Genomic DNA, 14451 nt, shown 5'->3' with positions numbered 1-14451 from the left:
GGCCGGTGCCGCGGGGGCAGCCGGGAACGTAGCAGCAAGTACCGGCAGCCGCCTGACGCATCGACTCGGCAGTTTTACTTCTCTCCCTGGGCATCGGTGCGGTCGCCCCTCGTTTCATGACTCATTCCGGCCCGAAACTATTCTTCCCCAGCGTTTCCAGCACATGCGCTCCCGCGCTGTCCACGTAATTGTCGCCGGAATTCTTCATCGCCCGCTCCACGGCCGGCAAGAGCGAGAACGCCTTCTCGCCTAAGCACTGAACCACATTGACCGCATGGAGCACCACGCGCGGATTCTTGTCGGCCAGCGCCTGCTTCAGCACGGGAAGGGCTTTGTCCGTCATGCCGAGCCTGAAGAGGGCCTCGGCGGCAGCGATGCAGACGTCCCCCGAGGAATCCGCGAGCGCGGCGGCGAGAGCGCCCGCTGCCGAACGCGCTTGCTCGCCCAAAACGACGCACCCGGTGGCGGCCCAGTACCGCACCGCGCTGTCGGGGTCTTTCAGGCGCTTGACAAGTTCCGGCAAATGGCGGGCGTCGCGGTCCGTCGCCATCTCGGCCGTCTCAACGATGCGCTCCAGCGGAAAACCGGCCTTGCGGACCAACTCGTAGGCTGTCGTCCCGGCGGTCTGTTCGATCCTGTCGCCCTCGGGCAGGAAACCCGTGTCCCGGATTTTCAGGATCCAGTCCCTCAAGACCCGGCGCATCCGCTCGAGGACGTCGGCGCACGCCGGGTCCGCCGCGAGGTTGTTCACCTCGTACGGGTCCTTCGCGACATCGTACAGTTCTTCCGCGGGTTTCGGTCCCCAGAAGATGCTCTGGGTCGGATTGCACCGGCCTGCCTTGTACTCCTCTTCCCAGGACCGCGTCGCCGGCATCTTCCAGAGGTACTCCAGATACTGGCCGTAGATCCGGTGGGGCATGTAGTTGCGGATGTACTTGAACTGCTTGTCGCGCACGGCGCGCATCATGTCGTAGCGCTCGTCCATGCGCGCGCGGAAAAGGCAGACATACTCTCGCGGCTCGCGCGCCTCGGGGCCGAGGAAGGCCTCGCCCTGCATGCTCTCCGGCACCGGGATCCCCGCCAGGCCGAGCACCGTCGGCGCCAGGTCCACGAAACTCACGAGCCGGTCCGTCCGCGTCCCCGGCTTCCCGGGCGAGAGGTGCTGGTACTTCTTCGGAAAGCGGACGATCATCGGCACATGGGTTCCGCTGTCGTACAGAAACCGCTTGCTCCGCGGCAGCACGCCGCCGTGGTCCGAGTAGTAAAAGACGATCGTGTCCTCCGCGAGGCCGTCCTTCTCGAGGTTCGCCAGGATCCCGCCCACCTGCGCGTCCAGGGCCTGGACCTTGTCGTAGTACTGCGCCCAGTCGTGGCGGATCGTCAGCGTGTCAGGATGGTACGGCGGCAGCGGCGCCTTCGCCGGATCGTGCGAGGTTTTCGGCGCGCTCTTGTGAACGGAACTTTCGTGGCTCACCGTGAGATTGAACACCGCAAAGAACGGCTGGCCGGCCTGGCGGTTCCGGTAGTGGGCCTTGGCGCTGGAGTCGTCCCAGGTTCCGGGCGGCTTCCGCATGTTGTAGTCTTCCTTGCTGCAGTTGGTGCAGTAGTAGCCCGCCTCGCGGAGGTACTGGGGGAAGAACCGGATATCCGAAGGGATCGCGTAGGTGCTCCGCATGGGATGCGTGCCCAGGCTGCACGCGTACATACCGGAGATGATCGTCGACCGCGCGGGTGCGCAAACCGGCGCGTTGGCGAACGCGTTCAGGTAGAGCACCCCTTCGGACGCGAACTTGTCAAAGTGCGGCGTCGTCGCGTACGCGTCCCCGTAGCAGCCGAAGAAGGGGCCATTGTCCTCGCTGGTGATCCAGAGGATGTTCGGTCGCGGGCCGCCCCCGGCCGCCGCTTCCTCGGCCGCACGCAGAGCGGCGGCCGGCGCCACGAGCGCCGCCGACCCCGCGCCCACGCACTTGATGAACGATCGCCGCGTCACCCTTCGAGGGGCGCTCACGGTTCCCTTCCTCATTCGCTTCATTCCCAATCATCCGTCCGGAACGGCGAGGCGGGCAGCCCTTCCTTGTTGTAAAGGTTGCAGCCTTCGGGGTTGCCGGAGAAGGCATACCGCACCGCCACGGGATTCGGCACGTCGGGGCTGGAGACGACGACCGTGTTCTTCTCGATGACGGCGTCGGCCCAGACCCATTTTTTGTCGGCCCCGGCGACGGCGAAGCGCTTCAGTTGGCCGCCCTTGACCTCCTCGGCCGGTCGCCGGCCTTCCTTCTTGCCGACCATCAGGCCGCTGCCGACGTGGTCGAACGAGATGCGGACCTTGTTGCCCTCGACCTTCATGCCCTTGTAGAGCGGCCCGCTGTAAACGAGGTCCTTCTTGCCGTAGTCTTTGGCCACCGCCCACCGCGCAAGGCGTTCGCCCACGTCGAACTTGTTCTTCGGATGGATGTTTCCCGGCTCGCCGACGTCGATCGTGATGATGACGCCGGTGTTGGGAATCGCGAGGGCCTTCAACTGGGCCTCGCGGATCTTGGCCCACCCGTCGCCGCCGGCCGGATTGTCGTTGGCCTGCTGAAAATTGGGAAGTTGCACGACATACGCGGGAAAATCGCCCTGGCCCCACAACTTCCGCCAGCCGCCGATGAGGACCCGCAACTTTTGGAGGTAACTTGTGCCCTCGTTGCCGTTGCTTTCGCCCTGGTACCACAGCATGCCGCGTAAAGCATACGGGACGAGCGGCAGCGTCTTGGCGTTGAACAGGCCGCTTTTGCCCCCTTCGAGCGCGGGCCGAACTTCGGGCACCGAAGAAGCCACACTGGCAGGGTCGACCCACGGCTCGATGCGCGATCCGCCCACGGCATTGTTGACTAGGCCGATCGGAACGCCGGTCTCCCGCTGAACCGCCCGCGCAAAGTAGAAACCGACGGCTTTGAACCCGGCCGCCGACTCCGGGGTGCAGACAGCCCAATTCCCACCGGGACCCGTTTGCCGAATCTTCGGAAAATCGGCCTTCGCAATGTCGTCGCCCGTGTCGCTACCCTTCATGCCCCACGCCATGTTCGACTGGCCCGAGCAAAGCCACACGTCGCCCACGAGGACGTCCTGAATCGTCACCGCCTGGGGCCCGGAAATCTTCAGCGTGTGCGGACCGCCCGCCTTGAAGGGACCCAGCCGGACCTCCCATCGGCCGTCCTTGTCGGCGGCGGCCGTGCCGCTCTTCCCCGCCATCTCGACGGTCACCTTCTCATCCGGCTTGGCCCAGCCCCAGATGGGCGCCTTCATGTCGCGCTGGAGGACCATGTGGTCGCCGAACAAGGAATGGACGAACGGTTTCGCCTCCTGGCCGAGAGTCTCGGCTGGACCCACGACCAACCCCAGGCACAGCAATCCGAGCAGTCCGAGCAGTCTGACAGGCCTCATGCGTGATTCCTTTCTCCCAAGCCCCCCTGGGCAACAATTCAGGAAGCGAGCCTGTTGCACAAACATCTCCTACCGGTCGCCGGTTCACGACGAAGTCGGCTTCGAACCAGCCGAAGTTCGACAACTGAAAACAGTGTAGTCACGAGGGGGGCATGTCAAGATAATTTCCATGCGGGGATAGGACACCCCCGCCCCGCCTTCCTCCGTCGCCGACCTACCTCTTCCACCCGCTGTAGTTGACCCGGATGAACAGGTCCTCGTCCAGCACGAGGATCTTCTCGAGCCGGAACAACTCCCCGTCGATCGGGAGGTTCACGCGGATGGGCGTCGCGCCGGCGCCGGCCGTCTCCGCATCCGCCCTCGCCTGGGCCGCCTGCTGAATCGCCATCGCCGCCTGTTCCGCCTGGATGCCCGGCGCGCCGACCACGCCCACCAACTGCCGGTACGCCTTGACGACCGTCAGCGGGCTCTCGATGGCCGGCTCGTCCGACCACCCCTTCGTATACTTGGCTTCCTTCGGCAGGTACAGGTTAACCATCAGTTGCGTGATGGGTTCGCTCGCGCGAGGCAACTTGATCTCGAGCGTCCCGGAGGCCGGCGGCACTTCGCCCTTCTCCACGTACACCACCTCCACGGGGAACGCCGCCAGACCGCTCGACGCCCCCTCCGACCGCACGAGCGGCAGAAGGATGCGCCCCTGCTCGTCCTTCGCGGGGCGGACCGACCGGCCGCTCACGCTCGCCGACCACATCTCCGCGCCGGCCGGCAGCGTCAGACGCAGGAACTGATTCCGGTTGTTCCGCACGTTGTAAATCGCCTTGGTGATCCGCCGCCCGTCCAGCGTCTGCATCGTCGTGATGACGCCGGAGTCCACGATCGTCACCAGCACCGTCACGTCCTCGTGCTTTTTGATGGCGAGCGGGATGTTAAAGTCCTCCGCCACGTAGCGGTAGGCGAGGAGGACCGGCTGGCCGGTCATGCCGAGGAGTTCGGGCGGCAGTTCGCGGACATCAATCGCCGTCGCACCCTTCAATGCCGGGCTCGACAGTTCCACGTTCGCCAGCGCCACCACGCCGATGTTGCCCTTCTCGCGTTCGACGTCGGAGGCGTGAAGCACCGGCAACGAAACCCCGCCCGCCTGCACTTCGCCCGTCGCCTTCTCATACACCACCTGGAGGCTGTACGCCCCGATCGCCTCATACGTCAACGAGACCGACAGATTCCCGTCCGCCACACGCCAGTCGCGGACGCGGTTGCCCGTCACCTCCAGGATGCTCGCGCCGGCCGGCACCTTCAGTTTCAGCACCCGCACGCCCGTGTGGAGGATGTTGTAGTCCACGCGCTGGCGGCAAATGAGGATGCCGTCGCCCACCGCCACGAGGGTTTTCGTCTCGGCATAGAGTTTCGGCGGCACCTTTTCGGCCTCGGGGATCGCCCGCTCCCAGGCGATTTGCAACGGCGCGCCGGACGGCAGCGCGGCCGTCACGCGCGTTTCCTTCTCGCCCTCGGTCTTCACGAGCGATTGCGCGTTCGCCACCGTCACGGTCACGGCCGCCTGCGGCACCACCAGGTTCACGATCGAGGTGCCCGAAGGCACGCGCGCGAACCCCGCCGTGTTAGAGCCGGCCGATTCCGTCACGGCCGTGGAGAACTTCACCTTCACTTCCTGGGCGCCCGTGCCGGCCGTGATCAACTCGTAGAACCCGCCCGCGAGCCTCAGGTACGCCCCCTCCGGAAGCGTCGCTTCCTCGACCGCCACCGACGCCGGCAACAGCGGCACCGTCTTCCACTCCTTTTCCTTCAGGATCCGGATGTGGAACGTCGCGTCGAAGATCGCCCCGTCCTTCGTCAGTTGGCCCTCGTACACCGCCGCCGTGATCGTCCAATCCGTGGGCGGCGGTGCTGCCGCCGGCTCCTTCTTCTTCGTGATGCTCCATTCCAGAAGGGCCTTGAACTCCTGCCACGGGATCCGCAGTTTCGTCTTGTCCATCTTGACGTCCTTCATCTCGATCCCCAGGAGGTCGCGCACGTCCTCCCACGAGAGGGTGAAGACGCCGGGCTCCTCCGCCGGCGGTCGCTGCTCGTCCCACTTCGTCACGTCCTTGAACGTCTCCCACGAGAGGATCACCCGCCCTTCCTCATCCAGGGGAACCTCTTCGGGTTTCTTCTCCTGCGCGATCGCCGCCGGACCTGCCGCCAGGGCCGGCCCTGCCGCCAGGAGCACCGCCACACCCAACCACAGCACCCACGTTCGCGTCCTCATCTCGGCTCTCCTTCCCAAGTGTACTGGGTGACCAATTCTACCACGTCTTCCGGTTCCAGCAACGTCTTCTCGAACTTCACCGTGCGCCCGACGGCCGGAACCACCACCGCCGCCGGCACCCCGGGAAACTTCACCGGTTCCGTCTCGGCCGACCAGTGACGCATCTCGCCCGCCTTCACCGCCGTCACGTACGAACCGTTATTCACCAGGAGGTAATCGTCGTGCCCAACCGGAATGCTGTTGCCGTTGTAGTTCAGCGTGTTGTCCCGGTCGCCCGCCCGCGCGAGGTCCACCACGGCGCCGTTCGCCAGGAGCGCCTGCGTCCCCACCACGGCGTCCTGGTAAACGTCCCTCGCCGCGCCGGCCGGCGGACCGTTGCGGTCCCGCTGCTCCAGGTCCATGAGGTTCAAGAGGGCCCCCTCATCCACCACCGCGTACCGCACCCCGTTCGCACCCTCGACCCACTTGACCCCTGCAGCGCCGACCTGATGGCCCGCCACATACACGTTCCGCGACCCCACCGCCACCCGCTGGCCCCAATTCGCCCGCAGACGCTCCAGCACCGCCTGCACCTGGCCCACCACGGCCGGGTCGTTCGGCACCTCCAGCCTCCCGTCGTTGAAACGGACATTCGCGCTTGCAACCCCCGCGGCCGTCATCGCCCCGTAACGCCCTCCCGTCGCCACCACGGTGGTCGCCTGCCCGTTCATCACGGTCACCGTCGGCGCCGCCCGCACGTCCTGCCGAAGCGTCCAGTCGTAGTTCGCCCCGACGAACTCCGCCAGCCTTTTACCGTCCTGGACCCCTTCCGTGAGGTCGCTCACGTCGAACTGGACCGTTTCCTGCCCCTTCTTCTGCTCCTGGATCTCCTCGACGGCCCTGAAGAACTCCGCGTTCAGTTCCTCAAGTTTCTTCTCTTTGCCGCTCACCGCCGCGCCCTGCCGCGCCGGGTCGGTCATGGCCTCCGGCGCGCGCGCCAGACTCTCCTTCTGCCCCTTCAGCCCCCTCAGGTCCTCCCGCCATCGCCAGGCGTTTTCGTTCCCCGGCTCCAGGCGGATGATCTCGTCCACCGTCGCCACCGCCTCGTCCATTCTCTTCAAGCGCCCGAGGCTCCGCGCACGCGACCAGAGTTCTTCCACCCGCTTGTCGCGTTCCTGGTCCGGCATGGCCGGTTCCGCGGCCGGGCTCGGCGGAGGTTGCCCGCTCGGTTTCCCGACCTCCGACCGCAAGGCGTTGATTCCGCTTCGCAGCCCCTCCGCATCGGCGTCCAGCAGGTCCTTGTTGACCTCCACAATCCGTTCCGCGTTCGCCAGCGACTGAAGGGCCGTATTCCGTGCTTCCAGCGTCCGCCCCTCCTTGACGCGCCGCTCCGCCAGCGCCAAAAGGTCGCTCACGTTCGCCTTCACCTCTTGCCGCTGAAGGTCCCGCGCCGTCCGGACGCCCCGGACCATCGAGCCGGAGCGGTCCACCGTGACCGCTGGCGTGCCTTCCGGCGCCGCCGGCGCCGCCACTTCCACAGCCGCTGGCGCGCCTTCCAGCGCCGCCACTTTCTCTGGCTTCTTTTCCGCCAGCATCAGGGCGGCCACGTTCGCTGTTTTTTCCACCTCCGTCTGGAGGTTCGCCATCAGTTGCTCGGCCTCGGCCAGGCGTCCCGCGCGGGCGAGCGAGGCCGCCTGTTTCGCGCCCGCTTTCAGGGCCTCGGTCCGCTGCTCCACCTTTTTGTCCAGGTCAATCGCCTTCGCCAGCGCCTCGGACGTCGGCTGCTTGGCCGCCTTCTCGCCGCCGAATCTTTTCTGGAGCGCCTCCAGTTCGTGAACCTGTTCCTGAAGTTGAGCGACCTCCCCCTGCCCGCCGCCACCTCCGGCGGGACCCAAACCCTCGGTGCCGCCCCCGCCTCCACCCACGCCATGGCCAGTGAAGACCGCCTTGCCCTGGGCCGACCCTACCTTGCCGTACGTGTCCACCTGCTGCTTCGCAATAGCCGTCCCAAGTTCCACCTGGGCCGGCGCCTTCGCCGGCGGCGTCCCAAAATACGCGAAGCCTCCACTCACCCCCACGCGCTCATCTCCCTCCACACCGAAGTCGGCGATGTTCGCTGCCGCTTTTCCGCCCGCCTTGGTGAGGTTCTTCTTCGCCGACTCCAGCCGCTGCTGAAGTCCCGCCACCTCGGCCTCCTGCTTCCCGCGCTGCGCCTTGGACTCCGTGAGGAACTGCTCGGCCTTGCGGACCGTGGCGTGCTGCTCGCGCGCCTCCTCGCCGCGGGACTGGAGTTCCTTTGACATCTCCGTCGCCACCTGGTACGCCGCCTCGGCCTGTTTCACGTCCCCCGCCTGGGCCGCCTGCCGGCCCTGGGCCAGGAGTTCCTGCTGGCGCTCGAGCATCGTCACGTTCGCCATCTGCTGCGCCCGCTGGACGGCCTTCGTCGCCGCCCGTGCGCCGCGGTCGCCCTTCGCGCCCTCCTCCGCTTCGCCCATCGCAATCTTCACGTTCCCTAGGTACTTCTTGGCGTTGTACCCCTCCGTCGATTCCGGCGCGATGGTCGTCACCTGCTCGAACAGTTTCTGCGCCCGCGGGTTGTCCCCGGCATCGTACGCCCGCACCGCCGCACGGTAAGTGTTCTTCGCCTGGAGCGTCTGTGTCTGAAGTTCCCGCTGCCGCCGCGTTTCATCGTCTTCCATCGGTTGAGCAACGCGTTGTGGCACAGGCGCCCGCGAGGCCATCACGAACAGCCCGCCGATGGTCTCCAAAATCCCCGGCCCTTTCGGCGTGGGCGGCTCCTTCGCCTCCGGCGGCGCCAGGTACCCGCGCCCGTACTCAAACTCCATCTCGGCCGTCTCGCTCGACCACGACGGCACTTTCCGAAGCGGTCCGCCCCACTCCTTCACCTTCATCCCCTCCGGCAGCATCAGCGCGCACCGCGCGTAGGCGATCGAAAGGTCTGTCCGCGGAAGCACCGCGCGGAACTCGCCCTTGCGGTCCAGCGGCGGCGAGGCCATCACGTACACCAGTTCCACCGGGAAACTCACCAGCCCCGCCGTCGTCAGAACGCTCTTTTCCAGGGGCACGAGAACGCTCGTCCCCGGGCCGCGGGCCAGGTTCCGCTGCTCCTCCGACACGCGGGCGACGACCAGCGTCGCCCCCGCCGGCAGGTCCACCCGCATGTACTGCTTCGCCCGGTTCCGAACCTCGTAAATCACCTTCGTCATCACCCGCCCGTCCGGGCGGTAGAGGACCGTGTAAAGGGCCGAGTCGATCAGCGTCTCGCGGACCGGAAACTCCGCCATCGCCACCAAATCGACCTGCGCTTCCCACGGCCCCGGCGCGAGGTTGTAGGCATAGACCGGCGGCGCCGCCAGGAGACCCCGCGTCTCCGCCGGCAGGTCATAAAGGGCCATCGGCTCAAGGCCCCGGCTCTCCATCTCCAGGAGCACCGCCCCGCTGCCGCCCGCGATCGCCAGCGTTCCGCCCGCCGGCCTCGCTCCCGCCACGCCGAACGCCGGCAGCGTCATCCGCCCGGTGGCCGCCCGCGGCACCTCGAAGGAGACCGCCAGGCGCGTCCGCTGCGTAATCGCCCCGCGCAGGAACACGCGGGCCTGGGCCCCCTGGGTCTGCACCTCGCGGACGTCGGGACCCCGGATTTCGATGCGGTCGGCCCCCAGCGGGAACGAAAGCGAAAGTTCCTCCGCCTCCCCGCCCCACAGCCGAAGGTCCAGGATCGCACGCACCTGGTGCACGCCGTCCGCCAGCGTCCAACCGACATGGGATTTCGATTCGATGCTGGCGGCCCGGCGGACGGGCGGCTGAGGACGCTGCCACTGGACGCCCAACCGGTCGCCCGGCACGAGGCCCACCGTGCCGTGCGTCCCGGCCGCCTCCGCCCCGACGACGGGCAGCGGCGACCGCGAGAATCGCACCTCCCACAGGCCGTCCGACTCCACGGCCCCGACGGTCCACGCCGCCGCCGGCGTCGGCCACGAGGCGTCGAACCGGTCGCCGTTCTTCGCCGGTTTCACCGGCGCCTTCGCCACGACGCGGTATCGGCCGGGCTCCGGCGGGTCCAGGTAGAACCAGCCGTCGTCGGCCTGCCGGAGTTCGACGGTCTTGCCGTCCAGCGTCACCTCGCTCCACGCGAGGGCCTTCGGAAGCAGAGCCAGGGCCTTGGCCCCCTCGCCGGGCAGGAAGACGAGGTTGAACTCCGCTTCGAGTTTCGCGTCGTCGGCGGCGATGGAAATGCGGTACGTGACCCGCTCGATCCAGGAAACTTCGGGGGGCTGCGGCGGGACGGGAACCGCGCGCAGGTCCCGCACGTACGCGTCGTAGACCTCGACGGGAATTTCGACCTCGACGCCCGGCCATTCGGGTTTCCGGCGAAGAATTTCGCGCACCAGGTCCGGGCGCACGGAGTTCCCCACGGCCGGGGCCGCGACGAAGAATACCAGAACGGCGATAGCGATAAGCCGACGCTTCATAAAGGCTCGGCAACCGAACCACTCGGATTCCAGGTATTAGACCATCCCCCCGGCCGAAAGTTCCAAAAATTTTCGCTCCCCCGGGCCCCGTGGTCCACCCAGCAGCGCTGTGCGCCGTTCACGGTTAGCCGCGAGCCGACTTGTCCCGGCGTAGTCCGCAGGACGAAGCCGGAAGTTTACCCGCCGTGGCGGGGCGAGCGCGTGCCTTTGGGGGTCGGCGGGGGAATCTCGCATTTGACAAAGAAACAGCATTGGACGGCCAGTGCCTGGGTTCCTGCGGTCGAGCCACGGCAGCGGGCCACGGCGGGCGTAGCCCAGCCAGGGGCTCGCCCTGCCAGGGAGTGCCTGGGTGCCTGAGGCGGGGCGGAAATGCCCTGCCCTTGAAATCCGGAGCAATTGCCCTATTTCCCACTTGCCTTTTCGCCCGATATAGGCAATAATGTCCGGTGAGGAGGAAGGTGCCATGACGACGAAGACCGTTGACGGCCGGGGGCGGATTACGCTCGGCCCACGATACGCGAACCGCCTGGTGATCGTGCGGGAGCACGAGGACGGGGCGCTGGAGATCATTCCAGCGGAGGCGATTCCCGCCCGGGAAGCGTGGCTCTACAAGAACGCGAAGGCTCTGGAGGCGGTCCGCGGGGGACTGGAGGAGGCGCGCGCGGGCCGGTTTGCCGAGGCCCCGGACCTGGAGGCGGGGTCGGGCGACGATGAGGACAATCGCTGATGGCTGCGGTCCGATGGACGCCCACCGCGCGCCGCCAGTACGAGGAACTCCAGGTTTCGGTCGCCCCCTTCGATCCCGACCTTGTCGGGACTCAGGGCAAGCGATCCGGCCGGACGCGGGGGCGAACCGGCAGACGGAAATCCTCCCGGCAGGAAGGGCTTTTTAAGCAGGTCCGTAAGACGATCCTCCTTCTGGCGGACAATCCGCGCCATCCCGGACTCCAAACCCACCCGTACCACTCGCTGGAAAGCCCCTTCGACCCGAAGGCCAAGGTGTTCGAGGCGTATGCCCAGCACCGAACGCCGGGGGCTTACCGCGTGTTCTGGTGCTACGGTCCCGGTCCGGGCGAGATCACGATCCTTGCCATTACGCCGCACCCGTGAGGGCGTCGGCGGGATTTCGCGGTGTCTTCAACGCAGAGATCGCAGAGGGGGGTGGGGGGAGATAGTGATTGCGGAATGCGGATTGCGGATTGAAAGGCGGATCCCGGCCCCAAACCCAACGGGGCAGGCGGGGCGGGCAGGCGTCGCCGGGTGTCACCCCGACCGAAGCGGAGGGGTCTCGCCTTGGTCATTGTTGTTTGTCGTTTGCCTTTCCCCAATCTGCGTCTTTCTCTGCGTCCCTTCGACTCGCTTCGCTCGCTCCCTTCGACCCTGCTCAGGGCAGGCAGGGCAGGCCTCTGCGGTCTCAAGCCTCCAGCCTGCCGTTGAAGCGTATCGCCCGAATTTTCACACGGCAATGCACCTGGAAAACAAAATGCTCAATAGCATCCGGAGTCCCGGCCGGATTCGAAGCCCGCCTCAGACAGGGCCAAAATATTCTCGGTAGGCACATCCGTTTGCAGAACATGGCAAGGCGCCAGGATGTAACCGCCGCCGTTGCCCATGATTTTCAAGCGTCGTTGCACCTCGCATCGCACCTCGTCCGGCGTGCCTCGCGGCAGGAGGTGCTGGGTGCAGATGCCGCCGTGCAGGCAGATGCGGTCGCCGTACGCATCCTTGAGGACTTGGGGCTGCATCCCTTCGGCCGCGGCCTGCAGCGGGTCGAGGATGTCGACGCCGATCTCGATCAAGTCTTCGATCAGAGGGCGAATGGCGCCGCACGAGTGAAACAAGAATTTCACCCCGTGGCTGTGGGTCATGTCGATCAGTTTGCTCAGTCGGGGTTTGATGAAGGTCCGAAACATGTCCGGGCTGAAGAACAGTCCTCGCTGGGCGCCCAGGTCATCCGCCGTCCGCAGAATGTCAATCCGCCCTTTGGCTGCCGTCAGCATGCGGTCAAAGAAGCCCAGGTAGAAGTCCGTGAAGCGATCGATGAGCCAGTGCGCCATCTCGGGCTGGGCGGCCATGTCGATGAGCAGATTCTCCAACCCTCGCAGGAACGTAGGGTGTTGGAAGACGCTGGCCCCGCTGGCCATGACGGCGAGGTCCCGCCACTCGTCAAGGCGCGTGGAGAACGCGGAGAAGTCAAACCAATCCGGGCTTGGCCAGCGATGCCGCTCGAAATCGTCAATCGACGTCGCATCGGCCAACACAAACTCGACGAAGCAGTCTTCCGGACCGGTCGCCGTATGCATGACCTTCTGCCGCCATCCCCAGAAATTCTCCCGCACGCCGTCGCCCAATTCGCGCGACTGCGGGATGGGGCCGCGGTACTTCGGATCGACAACGCCCCGCAAGTCGACGATGTCGCTGCGCAGACGGTCGAGCACCTCTCGGAGCGTTGAGGTTCCCAGGTCGCGATGCAGGCGTTCGAGCACCCAGGGATTGAACTGGAAATCCATGGGCACCCGGTCGGGCGCCCGCCGAGCCACAGCCGTCAGAACTCGCTCTTTCGCGTTCATCATGCCGCTACGTGTCGGAGTTCCGGGGGACACCGTACTTATCTCCCCTCTCCGCCCTTCGAGAACCTCCCCTCGACACGCTCGGGGCGGTGAGCACGGTCGAACCGCAGGGCGGCCCGAGCCGTTCGACCATGCCCTTCGAGAGCCTCAGGGCCCTGAGGCTCTCGAAGGGCATGGTCGAGGGGCCGCTCGTGGGATAGTTGTAGTATATCGAGCGGGCGTCGGGGGTTCCATCCGATTCCGCCCCCCCTGCCAGGGTGAAATCCGAAAAATTTTTCCTCCGTAAATCCTTCGCAACTTTGCGCGGTGGGTCTCCCGACCCACCGCGCACAAGCAGACCATCCAGGGGCTCGCCCTGCCAGGGTGGCTCGACCGCTGCCGTGCCGTTTGCCGTTCCCCAGTCTCCGCCGTTCTCCGCGTTCTCTGCGTTGAAGGCCGTGCCGCCTGCCCGCCATAGCCCTCTGCTTCGCCCTGCGTAGCGGGCTTCGCAGAGCAGGGTCGGCGACGGCGGGTTTGCCTTTTGCCGTTCCCCAATTCCTGTCGTTCTCTGCGTTCTCTGCGTTGAAGGCTTTGCCGTTTCCTGGCGAAGAGGCCGAAAGAGGGAAAAACCGGGGAAAATCCGAAAATTTTTCCCCCGTAAATCCTTTATTTACAGGCACTTTTTCCCCCCCCCCCTTCCCCCCCCGGATGCCGAAAAAATCCTTTTTCCATTTGACTTCGCCGGATTTTGTGGTATACTTCCGGCGGAGTTAGAGGGTGACAAGTCGTTTGGTGTGGCAAGTGGATCGGTCCTGTGGGGTTCCTTTCGAAAGGGGAGGATCATGAGAACGTTAGGACTGGCAGTAGCGTTGATGGCGTGCGCGGTGTTGGTGCTGGCCTCGGCGGCGCAGGCTGCGCCGGTGCAACTCTACCAAGAGACATTCGTGGGCACCACCCCCGGGGAAGCCTTGAACCTTGGCACCGGTTGGGTCGGCGGAACGGGAAAGGTCGGAACAGCAACAGGCTGGACCAGCACCGCACCGCCCGACACGAGTGACGATTGGTTCGCTCGGTGGTATGAGGGAGAATCCCATTGTCACACATGGGGGACCACCGCGGAACGGCCGATCCTGAGTGCCGAGCGTACCGAGACTACGTTCACGGTTGACTGGGCCAGAGGGATTGCTAATGGCGCGAAATTCCTCGCTAAAGTCGGCGGCACATGGTACGGTAGCGAGACGTTCGGCACCGGTGCCAACGACCACGGCACTGTCAACGGCTCTAACATCACCGGATGGGCGACCTCGACGGTAAACGTGGAAACCGCCAACTGGTACGCAATGACGGGCAACGTTTTTAACACATATGATTGGAGGGATAGTAAAGCGTGGTCAACCACCCCCACCCTGCTGCCGGCTGGCACTATCACCGACTTCGGCTTCGTCGCCTACAACGACAGTAACTCCCAGGTCTTTGCCATGGATAATTTCCGCGTCGAGGCGGCTCCCGAGCCGGCGACGATGGCCCTCTTGGGTCTGGGCGGCCTGGGCCTCATCCTCGGCCGCAAACGCAAGTAATGTAAAGCGGGCTTGAGGCTTTGAGCGCGGCGTCCCACCGGGACGCCGCTCTCTTTTTCACCCCCGCGCCGTCACATTTAGCCGGCGGGCTTGCCCGCCGCTTCTTTTTTACGCGGGTGTGACCGTTTTTCGCGGCATGGTGTTGGCGCTGGGTAGTTAGGAGGCGG

The 14451-nt window shown here is 65.9% G+C and carries 8 protein-coding genes; 3 read left to right on the top strand and 5 right to left on the bottom strand.

The window, feature by feature from the left end; all coding sequences use genetic code 11:
* Positions 1–121: 121 nt before the first annotated feature.
* The 4 genes from NTX40_08235 to NTX40_08220 form a co-directional block, all read right to left on the bottom strand.
* The gene (locus NTX40_08235) at positions 122–2032 is read right to left on the bottom strand and encodes a sulfatase-like hydrolase/transferase (GenBank protein MCX5649066.1); all 1911 of its coding nucleotides are present in this window, start codon (positions 2030–2032) and stop codon (positions 122–124) included.
* Complete coding sequence (locus NTX40_08230) at positions 2029–3426, bottom strand: sialate O-acetylesterase (GenBank protein MCX5649065.1); 1398 nt, start codon at positions 3424–3426, stop codon at positions 2029–2031. The genes NTX40_08235 and NTX40_08230 overlap by 4 nt, the downstream gene beginning before the upstream one ends.
* 214 nt (positions 3427–3640) lie before the next feature.
* Positions 3641–5689, bottom strand: coding sequence for a hypothetical protein (locus NTX40_08225; protein ID MCX5649064.1), 2049 nt, complete (start codon positions 5687–5689; stop codon positions 3641–3643).
* Entirely contained in the window at positions 5686–10158 is a 4473-nt protein-coding gene (locus NTX40_08220; GenBank protein ID MCX5649063.1) for a hypothetical protein, read from the bottom strand. Before NTX40_08220 ends, NTX40_08225 begins: the two co-directional genes overlap by 4 nt.
* 463 nt (positions 10159–10621) lie before the next feature.
* On the opposite strand from NTX40_08220, the gene NTX40_08215 reads away from it, so the two are divergent.
* Positions 10622–10885, top strand: coding sequence for a hypothetical protein (locus tag NTX40_08215; GenBank protein MCX5649062.1), 264 nt, complete (start codon positions 10622–10624; stop codon positions 10883–10885).
* Positions 10885–11268, top strand: coding sequence for a hypothetical protein (locus NTX40_08210; protein MCX5649061.1), 384 nt, complete (start codon positions 10885–10887; stop codon positions 11266–11268). The genes NTX40_08215 and NTX40_08210 overlap by 1 nt, the downstream gene beginning before the upstream one ends.
* Before the next feature lie 377 nt (positions 11269–11645).
* Here NTX40_08210 and NTX40_08205 read toward each other — a convergent pair whose 3' ends face one another.
* Complete coding sequence (locus tag NTX40_08205) at positions 11646–12731, bottom strand: hypothetical protein (GenBank protein ID MCX5649060.1); 1086 nt, start codon at positions 12729–12731, stop codon at positions 11646–11648.
* A gap of 818 nt (positions 12732–13549) precedes the next feature.
* Between NTX40_08205 and NTX40_08200 the strand changes: the two genes are divergently transcribed.
* Positions 13550–14284 carry a PEP-CTERM sorting domain-containing protein gene (locus NTX40_08200; GenBank protein ID MCX5649059.1) on the top strand — a complete coding sequence of 245 codons (735 nt, stop codon included), beginning with the start codon at positions 13550–13552 and terminating at the stop codon, positions 14282–14284.
* Positions 14285–14451: the final 167 nt, after the last annotated feature.

The organism is Planctomycetota bacterium (assembly GCA_026387035.1).
Lineage (GTDB): Bacteria > Planctomycetota > Phycisphaerae > FEN-1346 > FEN-1346 > JAPLMM01.
The sequence above is the reverse complement of the archived record's forward strand: the minus strand, read 5'-3'. Positions and strand labels throughout refer to the sequence as shown.

Excerpts from the sequence above, each read along its gene's own strand:
- NTX40_08235 (MCX5649066.1), bottom strand. The coding sequence starts at position 2,032 with ATGAAGCGAATGAGGAAGGGAACCGTGAGCGCCCCTCGAAGGGTGACG.
- NTX40_08230 (MCX5649065.1), bottom strand. The coding sequence starts at position 3,426 with ATGAGGCCTGTCAGACTGCTCGGACTGCTCGGATTGCTGTGCCTGGGG.
- NTX40_08225 (MCX5649064.1), bottom strand. The coding sequence starts at position 5,689 with ATGAGGACGCGAACGTGGGTGCTGTGGTTGGGTGTGGCGGTGCTCCTG.
- NTX40_08220 (MCX5649063.1), bottom strand. The coding sequence starts at position 10,158 with ATGAAGCGTCGGCTTATCGCTATCGCCGTTCTGGTATTCTTCGTCGCG.
- NTX40_08215 (MCX5649062.1), top strand. The coding sequence starts at position 10,622 with ATGACGACGAAGACCGTTGACGGCCGGGGGCGGATTACGCTCGGCCCA.
- NTX40_08210 (MCX5649061.1), top strand. The coding sequence starts at position 10,885 with ATGGCTGCGGTCCGATGGACGCCCACCGCGCGCCGCCAGTACGAGGAA.
- NTX40_08205 (MCX5649060.1), bottom strand. The coding sequence starts at position 12,731 with ATGATGAACGCGAAAGAGCGAGTTCTGACGGCTGTGGCTCGGCGGGCG.
- NTX40_08200 (MCX5649059.1), top strand. The coding sequence starts at position 13,550 with ATGAGAACGTTAGGACTGGCAGTAGCGTTGATGGCGTGCGCGGTGTTG.